Below are 18,796 nucleotides of genomic sequence, written 5' to 3'. Positions count from 1 at the left end.
ACATGAAGGGTTTAAATCATGCCATAACGGGAAGCTGGGAACCAACGATATAGTGAAGAGGTGGTAATGATGTCACATAGATTTAAACTGGCAGGCATCCTGCTTTCAGCAGGTCTCATCATGGCTGCTTGCGGCGGTGATGGAGAAGACCCGGGCGGAAACGGTGATGCAGAGGACACTTCCGCAGATGAAGGAATGCAAAACATGGAAGAAGACAATGAAGATGCAGGCGGCGGAAACGATACATCAGACGATCAGCCCGATTCTTCCGGCAGCAGTTCTTCTGAAACGATTTCGCAGGAGGACATCAATCATGAGGCCCGGGAGGCCGTGGATGCCGCCATGGAGAACTATGACGGCAGACTCACCCAAATCGAGCTTGATCATGAAGAAGGCCAGTGGGTATATAAGTTAGATATGGAACAGAACAGCGAAGAATACGAAACCAGTCTCTCAGTCGACGACCTGTCGGTCATCAATGAACAGGCCGAAACGGACGATGATAAAGATTCAGAAGACCAGTTTGAATACGGTGATGCCATGACTGCTGAAGAGGCAGTCCAGACAGCCATTGATGAAGCGGGGGGCAGCGGAGATATTGAAGGATGGTCGCTCGACAGGGACGACGGTGCGCTGGAGTATGAAATAGAGCTGAAGAATACAGATGATGGTGATGCCGACATTACAATCGATGCTGAGTCGGGGGAGGTCACCAGCACAGATTATGATAACGGCGATGATGACAGCGACTGATGATTTCATGATGGAAGCAGACCGGAATCAGAGAGCCTGATTCCGGTTCTTATTTATGTAAATAAAATGTAACGACTCATTTATGCATATCAATGTGATTATGATATGATACAACTATAATTCAAGGTGGTGATATTCATGGATTTAGATTATAAACTTCTCGAACTGAAGAATGAATACGTCCGTATCCAGGGTGATTTGGAAAAGCTGGAATCCACTGGCAACAATACTTCCAAGATGGAAGAACGTCTTGCCGTGATTGAGCAGGAGATCTCTGAAACCAAAGCTGCTCTCAGAAACCAGAAATAAAGTATAGGAAGTGCGCGACATGAAAAATATGATTTCGCTTATCATGATCATTCAGTTTTTAATATATTTCGGATTCAGCATGATCATCCCCGTCATCCCTCAGCTGGTGACGGACCTTGGCGTATCCACGACACATATGGGCTGGCTGCTTGCGGTCTATTCACTGGCAAGCTTTTTGTCCGCCCCCTTTTTCGGCAGGCTGAGTGACCGTTTCGGCCGTCGTCCGCTTCTTTTATACGGACTGCTCGCCTTCAGTTTCAGCTTTCTCATCTTCGGTATGTTCATCGATGTACTTTGGGTACTGTATGTTAGCCGCTTAATAGGAGGCGCCGCCGCGGGTGCGCTTTATACGGCGACCACGAGCATGGTTGCCGACATTACTACACGAGAGGAGCGCACCAGGTACATGGGCCTTGTCGGTATGTGCATAGGGCTCGGCTTCATATTCGGACCGGGCGTCGGCGGGTTTTTGGCCGGCATCAGTCTGAGCTTTGCCTACTACACGACGACCGTTGTCATCATCGGAGCCCTTCTGTTCAGCATCATCAAAGTGCAGGAAACATACCGGCCGGGAGCCTACACCAAAAAACGGATCGCACTTGCCGGCGATTACTTTATCCAGCCGGTCGGCATCCTTCTCATCTGTACGTTCTTTGTAATGCTGACGATGAGTGGTATGGAGAGTACATTCCAGCTCCTCGGCATAGAGCGCATCGACATCACTCCGACTCAGATGGGAATTTTATTCTTCATCGGAGGAATTTTCAATGCAGGTGTACAGGGGGGCATCATCGGGAGGCTGAAGGACGGCCAGGAATACCCGGTCATGATCATCGGGCAGGCGATGGCGCTGCTTGCTTTCGTCATGCTGCCTTTCATGCCGAACCTGCTCTATGCAGGAGTATGTATCGTACTGTTGATGTCGGGTAATGCATTCGTTAAAACACTGCTGACTTCCCAGATCACCAAAGAAGGAGAACAGCACGAGATGGGACGGCTGACCTCAACGACATATTCACTCGACAGCCTGGGCAGGATTTTCGGTCCGCTCGTATTCAACTATCTGTTCGTGATTACAGCCGGCCTTCCGTTCTGGGTGGGAGCCGCCCTCACGATATTCTCAACATACTTCATATTCCAATACTATCGGAAAAGGAGGAGAATGGCATGATTCTGCCGATTCTGATGCTCCTGATGTATCTCATCGTCAGTGCAGCGACCATACTGGTCCTGCGCAGCCGGACACTTGACATTCTGAGGGTGCTCGCCGGCATTGCCTTTTTGCTTCTGGCGACCGTCACTTCCCTCAACATGAGCAACCCTGCCAGTATCCTGACATTCGCACTTGCACTGTGCGTATTCATTTCGGTCGAAATTACCGGCTTCAAGCAATACAGGGGAGATGTGGACCGCCTGTTCATGATCCATGCATTTACAATCATGCTGGCTGCTGCCTATATAATTGTACTGTTCACAGCATAACCCCGGCGGACAGGAGGTGTTCCATGAGACGGGTCATACTGACATTGCTGATATTGATGCAGCTTATGTTTTTCATCAATTACATCATTAACGACGGCATAATATTCTTCAACATATATGTATGGTCCGTCCTGGGAGGCATTTCCCTGGTTACAGGGTGGCGGGCCGTAAAAGTCGGCCCCAACCTCTATGAGAACCGGAGGGTGCACTCCGGCCTCTCCCTTACCCTGTTCATCCTTTCGATTGCTTCGTTCCTCTTCATACTGCTCATCGTTTTCACCAAGCCCTACTTCCTTCATATTATAACGGGGTAGAAAAGCGGGACCGCTCACGCGGTCCCGCTTCTCTGTTCCGGAGACAATCATGATTCCCCGGGCAAATATTTCTCTTCATCACGGCTGTGGCGCCAGTTGACACCAGCATACCTTCATAGATACCGCCTGAAAATAACCTTTCGATTTTTATCAGTCTTCCGTAAAGATGTCCTCGCCGTACCAGTCTTCTGAAATGCGGGTCAGGGTGCCTTCCTGCTTCAGCTGACCGATGACTTCATTTATATCTTCAATCAGTGCCCTGTTCTCTTCTGTATCCTTGAAGGGAAGACCGACCGGCTGACTGCCGAATGGTTCCCCTGCAATTTTCAGTGGAATATCCTTATCATTGATCATCGCCAGCAGCTGTTCGCGGCCGTAGATATATGCATCAAGCTTGCCGCTCCCAACATCCCTGTAGACCACCTCGTTATTTTCATAGTCGACAATATTTCCGCCGTGTTCCGGATACTGGTCCTCCAGCACATTCTGGAAGTTGGTCCCGAGTATCGTTCCAACATCCTTCCCTTCGATGTCTTCGACCGATTGTATCTCTTCATTGCCCGGGGCAGCAGCAATGGCCGCCTTTGAGTTGTAATAAGGATCAGTGAATATGTACTTTTCGCCCCGTTCCGGGGTGAGCGCAAAATTGCTCGCCGTGTCCACGTTGCCGGTATCCAAATTGGCAAGTACACCGGTCCAGTCGGTGAGCACCCATTCTATTTCATACCCGAGCTCATCAAAAATTGCGTTGTAAATGTCCACATTGAACCCTTTCATCTCACCGTCCTGCTGGTAAGAGGTTGGATAACCATCAGGTGACGAACCGATTTTTATCACTTTGTCACCCCCCGATGCAGAAGCACCGTCCCCATTGTTACAGCCTGTAAGAATCAGCATGAAAACCAAAAGTAAAAATGTCCATTTTTTCATTGAAACCCTCCTCCGCTTAAATCATATCAACATAATAGGAATTAGATTTGATTCTATCATGCCGGAAACATACGGACAAGGATGCCAGTTATAGAACTTTGATGGTCTGCTTATAGAAGAATGTTGTGCAGAAATTTAAAAAACCGCTGAATTCTCAGCGGCCTTTCCTTCTGTTCCTTATCAGCTGGTTCAATTTGACTTTTCCTTTCTGGAACATCGGCACACCGACTTCCGCCAGTGTATACAGCGGCTGATTGATCACATAGTCAAATTCACCGATCTTTTCACTGACTTCTGTCCCCCAGACTTTTTTGAACTGCCATAATCCAAAATGCGGGGAATCCTGAGTCGGGGAAACACTGACCCCGCCGAAATCGTAGGTTTTCGCACCGTTGTCACGGGCATATTTCATCATTTCAAACTGCATGTTGTGGTTCGGCAGATACTCTCTGTAGCTGTCGGATGATGCCCCGTAAAGATAGTAGGATTTGTGACCCGACTGAGCGAGCAATGCCCCGGAGAGTATGATGCCATCCGGATGCTCCTGTTTGATAACCTCGATTTCGACGAGCTGTTTCGAGAGTTTCTCCCTGCGGTTCCAAAGATCTGCCAGCTGGTTATCCTTTTTGCCGCTGTCTTTTTTTCTGCCTGTCTTCTCGATATCCTTCTCCACTTTCACAAGGTCCTCCTGAAGAGATGCGGATACATCTTCGGGGATGAGTTTCACCAGGAACAGTTCCAAATGGCCGTTCGGGTTCAGATGATCATACATAGATTCAAAATAGGTGATATCACGTGTCAGGAAACCGTCACGCTCCCCTGTTTCTTTCATCAGTTCCACAAATGTACCGAGCTCTGCACGGCCCGCCTTATACACCACTGTTCCCCGGCGGGATGCGTTCCGGACTTTTGTCCGGTTATTGCGTTCAAAACTCTGCAGAAGTTCCTTGTCATCTTTGTCGATGTCTGCCACCATGGTCTGGCGGGGCTGGATGTTATCTTTGCTCATGCCATCCTGCAGGCCGCGGTGGCGGAAGCCGAGCGACTTCAGGAATTTTATGGTGCTGCGATGCTTGTCAAGCGGCAGGTCCGGATCGATCTTGATGGCATAGGCATTTTCATCCCCTGCAATCTTCAGAGCCTCCTTCAGCATGAATTCAACGAGCGGCCTGTTGTTAAAATCGCAGACGAATCCGCGGGAAATATAACACAGTGTGCTCCCGGTCTTCGGAACTTTCTTGAACAGGAGCATTGCCGTTCCGAGTACCTCCCCCGTTTCATCACCGACGGCAATCCGTCTGGAGTACCATCCGGTCAAGCGTTTGGACTGTGCCCAATCCGTCAGTTGCAGTAAATCACCGAAGGGGTGGGACTCGACGAATCTGTTGTGTTCTTTATTAATAATATTCAATAGTTTAAGCATAATAGTCTCCATTTCAATAATATCTGATATAATTGGCTGGAAAGAAAGGGGGCAGATGAATGAGACTTACCATTCTGGCTGTTCTTGCAGCTTTAAACATTTTCAGCAGTTTCCAGCTGAGTGCATATTCCAGCGGCGATCTGATTGCGCTGATGAGCGTGCGCATCATTCTTGCCGTCATCACATTCATGCTGAGCCTCGCATATGTTCTCGTAAGGGGCACCCGCCCGATGATCATAATGAGCATCATAACTGCACTGATCGCCCTTACCCACATCGGATTGATTGTCTATATGAACTTGTAGATTGCCCCTTTGTATATTGCAGACTCGCCGTCCATCCCCACTTCCAGGGTGATGGATGGTTTTTCGTTCTGCGAAAGTTCAACACGTGTACGGGAGTCGATTTCCCCCTCCCAGATGCCGAGCACATCATAGAACGCCTCCCATACATGGATATCCGCAACTTCCTGCCGTATGGTGATGGCGGGATGGGGGGATTTGCCACGAAACGCTTCAATCCGCTTCATCCGGTCCTGTTCCGGCTCATCCCACTGGATGAAAAAGGGGAATATCTCAGCGCCGCTTCCAACATACAGCAATTTCCAGCTGATGGCCTCCCCTTTTGTCACGCGCTCCATTTCAACCGGGCCATGGACAGTAAAACCACGGGCCAGAAAACGCTCGGCCAGACCTTTGATGTCATCAGTGCTTAAAGCATAGCGGATAAAGCCTTCTTCATAATCCAGCGTGTCAATCGTAGCCGCAAAAGATCCCCCGCCCTCTTCCAGGTGCGTGCAGAATGCTTCCTTGTCTTCAATCGCCAGATATTCCACATACCTGTAATCAAAATATGACAGCAGATTGGCAGTACCGAAACGCTCATGCCTGCCGCCCGAGTGGATGGGCAGAACGGGGTCCTCCTCCACTTCCTTCAGCTGATTGACATAGTGTATGATATGATCGAATTTCACCATTCCAGTCACCTCTTTTTTTAACTATATCATAATATCACGCCTGCTCCACGAAATATACTGCAGCGAAAAACAGCCCCTTCCGCATAGGAAGGGGCTGTCTCGCTCTATGCTTTTATAACGTCCGGGCCGTCAGCTTCCATCTGCCCCCGCTCTTTTTCACGTACTTCTTTTGTAGAGATGCGCTCACCAGAATACATATCGAAAAAATGGCCTTTATTCATATCGAAGGCGAATTTCACAACATCTCCCGGGTTGAGTTCGTTCCTCGCATCGACACGGGAGATGAACTCCTGACCTTCCAGTTCGGAGTAGAGCATGATTTCGGAACCAAGCAGTTCACTCACTTTGACTTCTGCTTTGAATGCAGATGCGAGCGCCGATTCCACGAATACTGCCTCTTCCCTTATATCCTCCGGCCGGATGCCGAATTTCAAGGCTTTGTTGTCGTATCCTTCATCGATGAGCATGCGGCGTTTCGCTTCCGGTATGGTGATTTCCGTATTGCCGATCACGAGCTTTCCGTCTTTGATTTCGGCATCAAATATGTTCATTGCCGGCGAGCCGATGAACTGTGCCACAAAGACATTTTCCGGGAAATCATAAACTTCCTTGGGCGTGCCCACCTGCATGATATCCCCCTCGTTCATGACGACGATCCTGGTCGCCATGGTGAGCGCCTCCGTCTGGTCATGAGTGACATAGATCGTCGTCGTTTTCAGGCGTTTGTGCAGCTTGGTAATTTCCGCACGCATTTGAACTCTGAGTTTGGCATCAAGGTTGGAGAGCGGCTCATCCATCAGGAAGACATTCGCTTCGCGGACGATTGCACGTCCCAGGGCGACGCGCTGCCGCTGTCCGCCGGACAGCGCTTTAGGCTTCCTGTCCAGAAAGTCTGTCAGACCGAGGATTTCAGCCGCTTTTTCCACCCGCTCTTTGATTTCCGGCTTAGGTACCTTTCTGAGTTTGAGTCCGAAAGCCATATTATCGTACACGCTCATATGCGGATAGAGAGCATAATTCTGGAATACCATTGCGATATCCCTGTTTTTCGGCTCCACATCATTCATCCGTTTGCCGGCGATGTAAAAGTCCCCATCAGTAATATCCTCAAGCCCTGCAATCATGCGGAGAGTCGTGGATTTCCCGCACCCCGAGGGCCCGACGAGCACGATGAATTCACCATCATATATTTCCAGGTTGAAGTCGTGTACGACTGCAGGACCGTTATCATACGTCTTCTTTATGCTTTCGAGTTTCATTTCAGCCATTAGACCACTCCTCTAAGCCCACCACATATCGGCCGGCTCTTCTTTTATGATTACACCCTGCAGATTCCGGACCGCTGTCCGGAATCCCTCTTCAATGGACATCAGCCCGTCTTCATGTTCTATGGAGACAACATGGTCATACCCGTACGTCCTGAGCGCACTCATCATATTTGACCATTCATCCATGCTGTGGCCAAGACCGACACTCCTGAACGTCCAGCTCCTGTCACTGATCTTACCGTACGGATTCATATCCAGATATCCGTACATGTTCAGATTTTCCGGGTCGATGTAAGTATCCTTGGCATGGAAATGATGGATTGCACCCTCACGGCCGAGTATTTTGATGGCCACCACAGGATCGATTCCCTGCCACCACATGTGGCTTGGATCGAGATTTGCCCCGATGTACGTATTTGTCCTCCTCCTGAGCTCAAGCATCGTATGCGGCGAATGCACCAGGAACCCACCGTGCAGTTCCAGCCCGATTTTCACATCGTGCACCTCAGCCAGTTCAGCAATTCCCTTCCAGTATGGCACGAGACGGTTCTCCCACTGCCATTCCTTGATTTCGGAATACTCTTGTGGCCATGGGGTCACGGGCCAGTTCACTGAAGTGTCCGTTTCGTTTCCGGCCGGTGTACCGCTGAACGCATTGACCACCGGGACGCCCATCATGGCAGCCAGTTCAATCGTCTTCCTGAGCACTTCATCAGATTCTTTCCTGAATGCATCATCCGGCGAAATCGGGTTGCCGTGGCAGCTGAATCCACTGATTGAAAGCCCCCGCTTTTCAAATTCGGACAAATATTCACTGCGCGCCTCTTCGGAGCCGAGCAGTTTGTCCACATTACAGTGGGCACTGCCCGGGTAGCCGCCTGTCCCCACTTCCACTGCATCAAGCCCCGATGCCTTCACATAATCCAGCATCTCCAGAAATTCCATGTTTTGGAACAATGGATTAAAAACTCCCAGTTTCATATATTAAACCTCCTAAAGTCTTACACTGCGCTGTTCTTGTGAACTTTTGTATATCGCTTCAATGATTTTCGACACTTCCATCGCTTCATGTGACTTCACCCGCAGCGGAGTGCCGTTTTTCACTGCCGAAATGAAATCCTGCGCCTGCAGTCTGCTGTATGGTTCATCGACCTTTATATAGTCAATGCGCATCGTCGTCATCAGGTCTTCATCCGCCTGGTTGACTTTCATATCAAAAACGTCGAGGCCGGCATCGACACCAGAGATGCTGATATGATTCTCATCCTCGGGTATATTCGCAGCCCAGCTCGTTTCAAACAGCATCGATGCACCGTTGTCGAAACGGATGAATGCACTCACATGATCCTCGACTTCAAATGTATCCCTGTTGAAATGTCCCCATTCGTTCACCGTATTCGTCCTGCTGAGATGATTGTATGTGGAACTGGACACTTCCACCGGTTTCACATCCCCCATGAGATACATCGCCAGATCCAGCAGATGGCAGCCGTAATCGATCAGTGCCCCTCCGCCCTGAAGTTCCTGGTTGGTGAATACGCCCCATCCCGGGACTTTACGGCGTCTAAGGCCTTTGACACGCACAACGATCGGAGCGCCGATGATGCCCCTCTCAATAATCTTTTTAGAGGCGATCGCCTCCTTCATGAAACGGTAGTGATAGGCGATATGCAGTTTGACACCATTGCGCTGCTCCGCTTCGATCATCCGGCGGCACTCCTCGGCCGTAAGGGCCATCGGTTTTTCGCAGAGGACGTGCTTTCCGTGGTTCATCGCATCGATGCTGATAGACGCATGAAATTTATTCGGCGTGCAGATCACCACCGCATCGACGTGCGGGTACATATCTTCGATGGCCGTGTAAACTCCGGATATTCCGAGTTCTTCCGCCACCTTCACCGCCCGTTCCCGGTCGATGTCCTGCACCGCTGTTATTTCGACTTCATCCAATGTTCGGAAAGTCGGGATGTGACGGCCGGTCGCAATACCGCCGACACCGATGAAACCCAGTCTTACTCTAGACATCTACAACACCTGTTCCCCAGTAATAATTTTATCTTTCCTGTCCGATTCGAATGCGTCCAGTATGATGCGTACAGAATTTTTAGCATCCTCCGCCGTCACAGGGACACGTTCTCCGCCTTTAAGAGCCGAGATGAAGCGGTCCATGACCTGTGATGACTTGCTCTGTCCGGCATCATCATTCGTCTGGATGCCGCCATAATTTTCTTTCAGCACTTCACCGTCCGTCCCTGTAAAGATGAATGAATGCCTGTCATCATTGAGCAGCCGGAGCACACCCTTCTCGCCGTATATCACAGTCGAGTTATCCTCTGCTCCGTAGAACGACCAGCTCGCCTGCAGTGTCCCGATAATCCCGGATTCCGTGCGCAGCACACATACCGCGTTGTCATCGACATCCGAAAAATCTTTGGCCTTTTTCGAAATCATACCGCCGACCTCTGTCACCTCTTCGCCCAACAGGAACCTGATCAGATCGGCCTTATGGACTCCGAGATCTCCCATCGCGCCCATGGCCGCCTGACTCTCTTTGAAGAACCAGCTATCCCTGCCGTCCACGCTCCATCCTTCAGGCCCGCCATGGCCGAAAGTCGTACGGAAAGAATAAATTTTACCCAGCCTGCCGGAAGTAATCCATTCCCTCGCCACTTCATGCTCTTTGACAAAACGCTGGTTATGTCCGATCATGAGCTGGCCCGCCGAACGCTTCTCAGCTTCAATCATCGCGTCCATTTCCGGAAGCGTCACACCCATCGGCTTCTCGCAAAGCACATGCTTGCCCGCTTCAAGCGCCGCAATCGCAATTTCGGCGTGCATATGGTTCGGGGTGCATACACTGACCGCATCCACATTACGGTCGGCAATGAGTTCCCGGTAATCTTCATAGGCGGCACCGCCATGCAGCACCTTCTGCTCCTCTGCACGCGAATACACCCTGTCACAAAAAGCGACAAGTCTGACATCTACGTTTCCACTGTATTCCGCGATGTGGCGTTTAACACCGATGCTGCCACATCCGATGACTCCGACATTAATCATTATGATTCCCCTTTATATCCTCTAGTGGTTGATAATTTCCATAATAGTGGCGCGTTCCTTTGGACGATCCGACCCATTCCACACCATTTTGTATGACCTTCTGCACATTTTCATCATAGTAGGTCGGGTGCGTTTCATGTCCCGGGCGGAAATAGAAAATCTTGCCGTTGCCGCGCTTGAAGGTACAGGCGCTTCTGAACACCTCTCCGCCCTCAAACCAGCTGAGCATGATCAGTTCATCCGGGGCCGGAATATCAAAGTGCTCCCCGTACATCTCCTCTTCAGACAGCTCAAAATACTCCCCCAGCCCAGAGGCAATCGGATGCGCAGGATCCACTATCCAGATCCGTTCCTTCTCATTCGCCTCACGCCACTTAAGGTCGCATGAAGTACCCATGAGCAGCTTGAATGGTTTGGAAAAATGCGCCGAATGGAGCACCACAAGCCCCATGCCCCGAAGGACATGCTGACGGACCTTTTCCGCAATCTCATCCGACACCTCATCATGTGCCTTATGCCCCCACCATACCAGGACATCCGTCCTATCCAGTACTTCATCAGTAAGACCGTGCTCCTCATCATCCAGCGTAGCCGTTGTCACCTCATGCCCGTTCAGGAAAGAGGCAATCTGCGCATGGATGCCGTCAGGATAGACCCCGCGCACCACGTCAGACTCATTCTCATGCCTATACTCGTTCCATACCGTCACTTTCATCAGGCATCCTCCTTTTAGTAGATTGACGTTCGATAATCGAAGTCGGGATAATGATATTCTTCTTCAGTTTGTCAGGGTTTCTTATTAAATCGATAATTTCGTTTCCGGCTTCCCTGCCAAGTTCACCCGGGAATATATCCACCGTCGTCTGGGGCGGAGAAGCGAACTTCGTTAACAATGAATCATTGAAAGTTGCAGTTGCAACATCTTCCGGAATACGGACTTCCAACTGATATAATGCGGAAATCACTTTTGCATTGAGTACTGCATCCAAAGTCAATATTGCTTCCGGCCGGCCTTCTTCCAGTACATCAGCAATCAGCTTCTTCAATGGCCTGCTGTCATTATCAGAGTTTATAATCTTATCTTCTGCAGAAATACCCGCTTCATCGAGCGCTGTTTTAAAACCTTCAACCCGGTCATGTGAGACAGCGAACACTTCGTTGTCCACTATCATTCTGATGTCTCTGTAGCCGTTTTTAACAAGTAGCTCTGTCATGGTTTTTGCAGCATTCACATTATTATTATCCACGTAAATGCCATTGTTCATATCAAAGATATTCTTACCAATGACAACAAATGGAAAATCTATTTCATGCAGATAAGCAACGACAGGATCTTCCTTTTTTGAATACAGCAGAATGAAACCGTCAACCTGTCTCGAATTGATAAGCTCCTTCACTTCATGCAGCAGAGAGTCATCATCGGTAGTGGAAGTCGTCAATGTCGAGAAGCCATGCTCCCTGCATGCTTCAGATACTCCCAGGTTGACATCTGAAAAGAACGGATTCAGATTAACTTCATGAATGCCGCTTTTCAGCACCAATCCAATCGTATAGGATTGGTTCGTAACCAGATTCCTTGCTGCAATGTTGGGTGAATAACCTATTTCTTCCATGATCTTTCTCACTTTTTTCTTTGTTGCACCGCTTATACCATCATGATCTTTTATCACTCTCGAAACTGTGGAGGGTGAAACACCAGCTAGTTTAGCTACATCTTTAATCGTTACCATTATGTGTTACTCCTCCTGTCTACTTCACTGCGCCATCGGATACTCCTTTGATGATATGCTTCTGGGCGATGAAATATCCGATAACCACCGGAATGATTGATATTGTCAGCCCTGCGAGCGCCAATGTCCACTGTTTGGTGTACTGGCCAAAGAACAGGAATAATTTCAACGGAATCGTTTCATCTCCTCTTCCCAGCACCAGACTTGGAAGGAGGAAGTCATTCCATATCCAGATAACGTTGAGTATGGCTACTGTAACGCCTATCGGCCGAAGCAATGGGAAGATTACATGCCAGAAAGTCTGCCATTTTGTAGCCCCGTCAATCTTCGCTGCCTCATCCAGTGAAACAGGAATATTTTTCAGCGCACCATGGTAAAGGAACAGTGAAAGCCCCGACCCGAAACCGATATACATGAAAATCAGGCCACCTTTATTTAGGCTCTGCAATTCACTGAATATCTTAATGAGCGGAATCATGACAGCCTGGAACGGTATAAGCATTGAAGCAACAAACAAAAAGAACACGAATCCGCTGATCTTACTTTTATTCCTTGACAATGCGTATGCCGCCATTGCAGAGAAAAAGACGATACAGACTATGCTCACAGTAGTAATCAGAAAAGAATTGAAAAATGTTCTTAAAAAGTCCAATCCCTGAAAAGCATTGATGAAATTATCAAAGATGGGTTCTTTTGGAGGCGCAAGTGTATTCTCAAACATTTCCCTTTTTGATTTGAAGGCGTTAACAAGCATTATATAGAAAGGTGAAAGCCATAGTAAACCAAGAGCTATCCCTATAATTTCCAATATGATGCGGCCTCTTGATTTTTTCTTTTTCATTACAGCTCCACCTCCTTCTTCTTATTGTAGTAAACCTGGGTGAGACTCAGGATTGCCACGATGATGAAAAATACTACTGCTTTTGCCTGGGCCATGCCCATCGTATTCATGGCAAAGGCCGTATCAACAATATCCATCGCGATCATTTTTGTAGAGCCGCCCGGTCCACCGCCTGTAAGAGAAAGGTTCTGATCATAGATTTTAAATGACCCCGAAAGAGTGAGGAACATGCTGACTGTAAATGCCGGTGCAACAAGAGGCGCAATGACGTTTTTCAGCTTCTGCATGTAGTTCGCACCGTCCATATCCGCAGCCTCCAGCAGTTCGTCCGGTATGCTCTGAAGGTATGCGATATAAATGATCATGATATAGCCGGCCATCTGCCATACATGAAGGATAACCATTCCCCAAAAACCGGTCGCTGGTGTTGCCAGCCATCCCTGGAGCATTTCTACACCCATTGCACTCCCGATTGCATTAAAAATGTTTGTAAAGATGAACTGCCATATAAACCCGAGTATTAGACCGCCGATAAGGTTGGGCATGAAGAATATTGTCCTCAGAATATTTTTCGATTTTATGTAGCTCGTAACAATCAAAGCTAAAGAAAAGCCGACGATATTGATGATCACGACTGTTACAATCGCATATTTGAAAGTGAACCATAACGAGCTGAGGAAGGTTGGATCACTCAGAAGATTTGCGTAATTATCAAAACCCTTGAATACAGGAGTCTGTGCCATATCACCTGACCATTCAGTCAGTGAGTAATAGATTCCCCATACGAAAGGAACAACGACCACTATTAGCAAAGCAGCCAATACCGGCGCAAGAAATATCCAATACATCAGACTTTTGGTTTTCATATATTAACACCTCTTTTATGAAAGGGAGGAGCAAAAATTCTGCTCCTGCCCCCATCTTTCTATTATCGATTCTCTTCCCAATATTCTTTCGAATTCTCCATGGCTTCATCCCAGGTAATTTCATCGGAAAGGTATTGCTGGACATTGTTTCCAAATACATCTTCAGAGAATCCGGTCGGGTATCCAAGGAAGACCCATCCGCTTGTATTACCTTCTTCGGTATATTCATAAATCTCTTTTGATAGTGGATCTGATATTTGAGAAGTATCGTAATTTTCAAATGCAGGAATGAAGTTGAATTCATTCAGGACAATCTCCTTGCCCGCGTCCGATGTGTACATCCAGTCCAGGAATTCTACAGCCGCTGTCTGTACTTCTTCGTCCGCACCTGAGTTTACCACCCAGTACTGGGGAACCCCGACCGGCATTTTGGATTCACCATCAACCGGAATCGGCAAGATTCCGGAATTTTCCGCCACTTCCGGTGCAATCTGCTCTACAGAAGGATATGCCCAGTTGCCCTGTTGGATCATGGCTACTTTCCCCATGGAATAAAGCGCCTCAACCTGCTGGGAATAATCCAGGCTCAGAACAGGTGTCACAGAATATTCCGCCTGCATATCAATGTATGTCTTAAGTTCTTCAGAAAGTTCAAATTCAACAGTGTCAGCTGCAAATGCATCCATTACGTTATTATTGAATTCAGGAGCAAGGAAGGAACTGCTGGTGTGGTTGCCGTAAACCCACCTTTCTTTGCCCGGGAATGCATAGACTGCATCAAGACCAAGCTCCTCCTTCATACTATCCAGTTTTTCTGTAGCCGCCTGAAGGTCTTCCATTGTAGTCAGCTCTTCAGGGTTTATACCCGCTTCATCGAGTATCTGTTTGTTATAGATCAGCCCGTAACCTTCAAGGTTGTATGGGATACCGTATACCTGATCATCAATGGTAACCGCATCTAAAGTTCCATCCAAAGCAGTATCTACGGCTTCTGAATCTTCAATTGGTGCGATACGGTCCTTGTGGTCCTCATAATCCTGTGGTCCGCCAATGTTAAAGATATCCGGCTCTTCTCCTGATGCGATTTTGGATTTGAGTGTAGCACCGTAATCATTTCCTCCGCCTACAGTCTCAACGTTGATAGTTACATCAGGATTCTCTTCTTCGTACTGTGCAATGAGTTCTTCGAACTGCTCACGAAATTCAACTTTGAACTGGTAAACGTCGATTGTCACTTCTCCGTCACCGCTGCCCCCTTCTCCGTCACTGCCTTCTGAAACAGAGCCACCACCATCGCCACTGTTTCCACATGCACCCAGCAGAAGCGTCAATGACAGCAATAACGAACAACCCCACTTTGTTTTAGACATTTGAGTACCTCCTCGGTTATGTAAGCGTTATCAAACGCTTGTACAGATGATTTTATATTTAGAAAACATATAAGTCAAGATATTTTTGCAAACGATTGCATAGTATTATATGCATATTTGACAATGTTTAAGGTGATTATAAATTGTATTATAAAGTTTTTATTGCAAACGATTGCGTCAGAGTGTTCACTCCTCCATTTTATCATTCAATTAAAAAACCCGAATTCCACCGGCCATGGATTTCGGGTTATTTTTCAGGTTTCATTCAGATGTCTCTTTTTGTTCCCTGCTGTAATGCTTCAGTATTTCCCGTGCAAAGTCGTTCATATCCCCGACGTACTCGAATATACCTTTCAGTACCGGATATATGTTTTTGATACCGGCTTCACCAAGGGTGGATACTATGAATGATATGATGTTCAGCTTCCTCAGTTTGAATACTGTACCGAACAGCGTTGCCAGCTGGCTGAGGTACTCCTTCGATTTCATCCCTGTGTTATCCGTCTTTTTGGCCTTGTTGATGTAGTCTGCGGCCCTGGGTATCGCCCTGACGATTGTTTCGCCATCTTCGGGGGTGACTTCGAAATGTGCTTCTGTCATCTCCTCTATGGAGCGATATGCTCTCTGGAGAATGATATCCTTCAACCCCGGCGATAATAGTTTAGACGCAAGGGTATTGAGTCTTTTATTCAAAAATTTCTCCATGTACTCCGCACTGTGCACCCGCCTGGCGAACTCTTTGTCCTTCGCTTCGAATATCGGCTGCAGGGCGGCTTGGAGCCCTTCGATTCCGATATTGTCCCTGACGCTGACGAAATGATAATTGAGCGGCTGGGAGAGGTGCTTTTTGAATGTGACATGCAGTTCCGTGTCTTTGTCATGCATGAGCATCTTCTGCTCCCTCGCTCCTGATACGTCGACCAGTGTGTCGGATTTGCTGTAGATGAAGGTGATACCCGTCTTCCTTTTTGCAAGGAAGCGGATGATTTCCTCATCCGCTTCCCTGATTTTTGATGAGAAGACATACAGGACATGGCCGAGATCTGCTTTGCGGATCAGTTTCTTATATTGTTTCGGGGAGTATTCAGTCGTGCCTACACCGGGAAAATCGAGGATTTGCCCCCGTTTTCCGTATTTATGGGAAGAGATCGTACGCGTGGCATCGGTCCGGGTGGAAATGTGTGTATCGGCCCCGGCCAGTGCACTGACCAGCGCGCTTTTTCCGGCGTCTACCTGGCCCATCACTCCGATGCGGTAGTCGATTGTGCCCTCGATATATTTATGGAAAGCCTTGACCAGTGGATGTCCTCCGGACATAATACTCACCTCTCTAGTTAAATAGTGTCTTCGTTCTCCTTACCCATGTAATAGCTTATCATGAGACCTGCGATGAATACGGCGATCGTAGTCAGCCAGGTCAGCGGTGTCGCGGGCAGTCCCGGATAGATTGCAAAGACGGATCCAAGGACCAGACCGAGTATCGCCGCATATGTCAGATATGTGTAATGGCGCAGCATATACTGGATGATCCGGCTCGCCACGAGCAGTCCCGAAAGAATTCCAAGCCCTGCAGCAATCAGCATGGGAAGCACAGCGAGATTCAGAGATGTCAGCTCACTCAGTGAGTAGATGATGATGGAATACGAACCGAGAAGCAGGAGGACAAGCGAGCCTGAAATCCCCGGCAGCAGCATCGTTGCTGAAGCCAGCATTCCGCTGAAGAACAGTTTGATGAGGAGCGGCGCTGTAACCGGTACCCCCTCTGCCGGCATCTCTTCCGCCCGCAGCATCCCCATTATGAAGAGTCCGGCCACAACAATGGCGACAAGCATATAATGCGGCCATCTGAATTCCACTTTATAATTGGCTATTCTGAGCATCATCGGCACCACACCCAGGATCAGTCCGATGAAGAACCAATGCACTGCCATCGTGTGGTTTCTGAGCAGATAATCGATAAGCGATGACATTGTCACTATCGCCAGGCCCATGCCGATGACGAGAGGAAGCAGAAATAGGACAGCCTTTTTCCAGTGTCTGGAGACAATTCTGCTGATTGCCCCAAGGAACTGGTCATAGATGCCGAGCAGAAGCGCCATCGTACCGCTGCTCACACCCGGGATGAGCTCGCATATCCCCATCAGAAAACCTTTAAATATATTTACCCATTTCAACATGTTTTAATTTACCTTCCATTTTTACGTAGTTTATTACCATACGATTGTAGCATAATTTTCATTTTTCATCGTACTCCAGAAAGTGCACCGGTTTGATAATACGTTTTCATATTGTTATAACTAGTCTAACAGATCAATCGATGGGAGATGCTGATATGAGAGACCTTGGTATATATTTTGGAACATTCGCCCCGTGCCATGTCGGACATTTTGAACAGATCGTGCGTGCCAAACGTGAAAACAGGCATGCACTCGTCATCGTCAGCGGATATGAAGGAGACCGCGGCAATACATACGGAATGTCACTGGATAACAGGGTGAAGGCGATGCGTCAGCTGCTGCGAAATGATGAAAACGTGTCGGTCATCAAACTGGATGAAACGGATATCCCGAGATATCCCCACGGCTGGAAGCCATGGCTGGAAATGCTTGCAGAGAAGATTGGGCAGGGGTTCGATGGACTGGATTTCAAGGTCGGGAAAATGACCTATTATGTAGGCGAGGAAGAATATGTCGATCCTCTCAGTAATTTCTTTGATGAGAAATGGAGCGGAATAGATACGCGTATCACAATGGTGGACCGTAAGATCCTGGGCATCAGCGGGACAAGCATACGGGAAGAGCCCATACTGAACTGGGATTATGTTACCCGGCCGTTCAGACGATTTTTCGTTCAGAATGTCCTTGTACTGGGCGCCCCGGCTACAGGAAAATCATCACTGGTCCAGGACCTTGCCCGCAGATATTCCACCAGCTATTCCACAGAATATGCAAAGGAATACCGCGCTGCGCAGCATGTCGCCGCCGACGAACTGGATGTGAAGGATCTTCACGCAGTGGGCATCGGACAGTTCGAGAATAATAAAAGGAACATTCACTCTCCGGGGACACGGAAAGTGTTCTTTGCGGATACTGATGTGATGATGACGAAAATCTATATGAAGATGCACGCTGTGGGGCATGAATTCCATCAGTTGAAGGCGGTATTCGACTACTTCATAGACCTGCAGAACTGGTCCCTCATCCTTGTGATGCCGCCCCGGGAGAATGACATGAGCGAATATTCCGCAGCCATGCACCAGATGATTCTGGAAGAACTGGAACTTCAGGGACTGAATGATGTTACCCATACATTAGGCGGGGACTCCTACAGGGATCAGTATCAGGAGGCGCACAGCCTCGTGGATGAGATTCTGAAAGACGGCAAGGACAATTGAATGAAAACGCATTTATTTGTAAATTTACACATTTGAAGCCGTCTCATCCATATATTGATGGAAAATACAGAAAACTTTGT

The 18,796-nt window shown here is 48.2% G+C and carries 21 protein-coding genes; 7 read left to right on the top strand and 14 right to left on the bottom strand.

Features of this window, described 5'->3' with window-relative positions; translation table 11 throughout:
- The first annotated feature begins 69 nt into the window (after nt 1-69).
- The 5 genes from C792_RS0101330 (at nt 70) to C792_RS0101310 (ending at nt 2,858) form a co-directional block, all read left to right on the top strand.
- Nucleotides 70-753: a PepSY domain-containing protein gene (locus C792_RS0101330; protein WP_017547642.1), complete on the top strand. Its 684-nt coding sequence runs from the start codon at nt 70-72 to the stop codon at nt 751-753.
- Between the two features lie 138 nt (nt 754-891).
- Nucleotides 892-1,062, top strand: coding sequence for an SE1832 family protein (locus C792_RS14945; protein WP_017547641.1), 171 nt, complete (start codon nt 892-894; stop codon nt 1,060-1,062).
- 19 nt (nt 1,063-1,081) lie between these two features.
- Entirely contained in the window at nt 1,082-2,233 is a 1,152-nt protein-coding gene (locus tag C792_RS0101320; RefSeq protein ID WP_017547640.1) for a tetracycline resistance MFS efflux pump, read from the top strand.
- A complete protein-coding gene (gene mspA / locus C792_RS0101315) occupies nt 2,230-2,544 on the top strand; it encodes a membrane stabilizing protein MspA (protein ID WP_017547639.1) in 315 nt (104 codons plus the stop codon). Before C792_RS0101320 ends, mspA begins: the two co-directional genes overlap by 4 nt.
- A 23-nt stretch (nt 2,545-2,567) precedes the next feature.
- Nucleotides 2,568-2,858, top strand: coding sequence for a hypothetical protein (locus C792_RS0101310; RefSeq protein ID WP_017547638.1), 291 nt, complete (start codon nt 2,568-2,570; stop codon nt 2,856-2,858).
- Between the two features lie 150 nt (nt 2,859-3,008).
- Here the strand turns inward: C792_RS0101310 and C792_RS0101305 are convergent, their stop codons facing one another.
- On the bottom strand, nt 3,009-3,788 hold the full coding sequence (locus C792_RS0101305; protein ID WP_017547637.1) for a transporter substrate-binding domain-containing protein: 780 nt from the start codon (nt 3,786-3,788) through the stop codon (nt 3,009-3,011).
- Between the two features lie 154 nt (nt 3,789-3,942).
- Nucleotides 3,943-5,211: a lipid II:glycine glycyltransferase FemX gene (locus C792_RS0101300; protein ID WP_017547636.1), complete on the bottom strand. Its 1,269-nt coding sequence runs from the start codon at nt 5,209-5,211 to the stop codon at nt 3,943-3,945.
- 59 nt (nt 5,212-5,270) lie between these two features.
- Between C792_RS0101300 and C792_RS0101295 the strand changes: the two genes are divergently transcribed.
- Nucleotides 5,271-5,516, top strand: a complete 246-nt coding sequence (locus tag C792_RS0101295) for a hypothetical protein (RefSeq protein ID WP_017547635.1) — start codon at nt 5,271-5,273, stop codon at nt 5,514-5,516.
- Here the strand turns inward: C792_RS0101295 and C792_RS0101290 are convergent.
- The 12 genes from C792_RS0101290 to C792_RS0101235 form a co-directional block, all read right to left on the bottom strand.
- Entirely contained in the window at nt 5,501-6,187 is a 687-nt protein-coding gene (locus C792_RS0101290) for a VOC family protein (RefSeq protein ID WP_017547634.1), read from the bottom strand. The genes C792_RS0101295 and C792_RS0101290 overlap by 16 nt on opposite strands.
- A 104-nt stretch (nt 6,188-6,291) precedes the next feature.
- Nucleotides 6,292-7,455, bottom strand: coding sequence for an ABC transporter ATP-binding protein (locus C792_RS0101285; protein WP_017547633.1), 1,164 nt, complete (start codon nt 7,453-7,455; stop codon nt 6,292-6,294).
- A gap of 12 nt (nt 7,456-7,467) precedes the next feature.
- Complete coding sequence (locus C792_RS0101280) at nt 7,468-8,436, bottom strand: sugar phosphate isomerase/epimerase family protein (RefSeq protein ID WP_017547632.1); 969 nt, start codon at nt 8,434-8,436, stop codon at nt 7,468-7,470.
- Nucleotides 8,437-8,448: 12 nt separating this feature from the next.
- A complete protein-coding gene (locus C792_RS0101275; protein ID WP_017547631.1) occupies nt 8,449-9,480 on the bottom strand; it encodes a Gfo/Idh/MocA family protein in 1,032 nt (343 codons plus the stop codon).
- Nucleotides 9,481-10,515 (bottom strand): Gfo/Idh/MocA family protein, encoded by a 1,035-nt coding sequence (locus tag C792_RS0101270; protein WP_017547630.1) that lies wholly within the window; start codon nt 10,513-10,515, stop codon nt 9,481-9,483. It lies immediately after the preceding gene.
- A complete protein-coding gene (locus C792_RS0101265; protein WP_017547629.1) occupies nt 10,508-11,230 on the bottom strand; it encodes a ThuA domain-containing protein in 723 nt (240 codons plus the stop codon). The genes C792_RS0101270 and C792_RS0101265 overlap by 8 nt, the downstream gene beginning before the upstream one ends.
- Nucleotides 11,202-12,245, bottom strand: coding sequence for a LacI family DNA-binding transcriptional regulator (locus C792_RS0101260; RefSeq protein WP_017547628.1), 1,044 nt, complete (start codon nt 12,243-12,245; stop codon nt 11,202-11,204). The genes C792_RS0101265 and C792_RS0101260 overlap by 29 nt, the downstream gene beginning before the upstream one ends.
- Nucleotides 12,246-12,264: 19 nt before the next feature.
- Nucleotides 12,265-13,086, bottom strand: coding sequence for a carbohydrate ABC transporter permease (locus tag C792_RS0101255; protein WP_017547627.1), 822 nt, complete (start codon nt 13,084-13,086; stop codon nt 12,265-12,267).
- Nucleotides 13,086-13,952, bottom strand: coding sequence for a carbohydrate ABC transporter permease (locus C792_RS0101250; RefSeq protein ID WP_017547626.1), 867 nt, complete (start codon nt 13,950-13,952; stop codon nt 13,086-13,088). The genes C792_RS0101255 and C792_RS0101250 overlap by 1 nt, the downstream gene beginning before the upstream one ends.
- 62 nt (nt 13,953-14,014) lie before the next feature.
- Nucleotides 14,015-15,322: an ABC transporter substrate-binding protein gene (locus C792_RS0101245; RefSeq protein ID WP_026090173.1), complete on the bottom strand. Its 1,308-nt coding sequence runs from the start codon at nt 15,320-15,322 to the stop codon at nt 14,015-14,017.
- Nucleotides 15,323-15,583: 261 nt separating this feature from the next.
- Nucleotides 15,584-16,639 (bottom strand): GTPase domain-containing protein, encoded by a 1,056-nt coding sequence (locus tag C792_RS0101240; protein WP_017547624.1) that lies wholly within the window; start codon nt 16,637-16,639, stop codon nt 15,584-15,586.
- Nucleotides 16,640-16,656: 17 nt separating this feature from the next.
- Complete coding sequence (locus C792_RS0101235) at nt 16,657-17,499, bottom strand: DUF368 domain-containing protein (RefSeq protein ID WP_017547623.1); 843 nt, start codon at nt 17,497-17,499, stop codon at nt 16,657-16,659.
- 155 nt (nt 17,500-17,654) lie between these two features.
- Here C792_RS0101235 and C792_RS0101230 point away from each other — a divergent pair, with 155 nt between their 5' ends.
- Nucleotides 17,655-18,716: an AAA family ATPase gene (locus C792_RS0101230; RefSeq protein WP_017547622.1), complete on the top strand. Its 1,062-nt coding sequence runs from the start codon at nt 17,655-17,657 to the stop codon at nt 18,714-18,716.
- Nucleotides 18,717-18,796 lie beyond the last annotated feature (80 nt).

Origin of the sequence: Salinicoccus carnicancri Crm (assembly GCF_000330705.1) — a bacterium.
GTDB lineage: Bacteria > Bacillota > Bacilli > Staphylococcales > Salinicoccaceae > Salinicoccus > Salinicoccus carnicancri.
The sequence above is the reverse complement of the archived record's forward strand: the minus strand, read 5'-3'. Positions and strand labels throughout refer to the sequence as shown.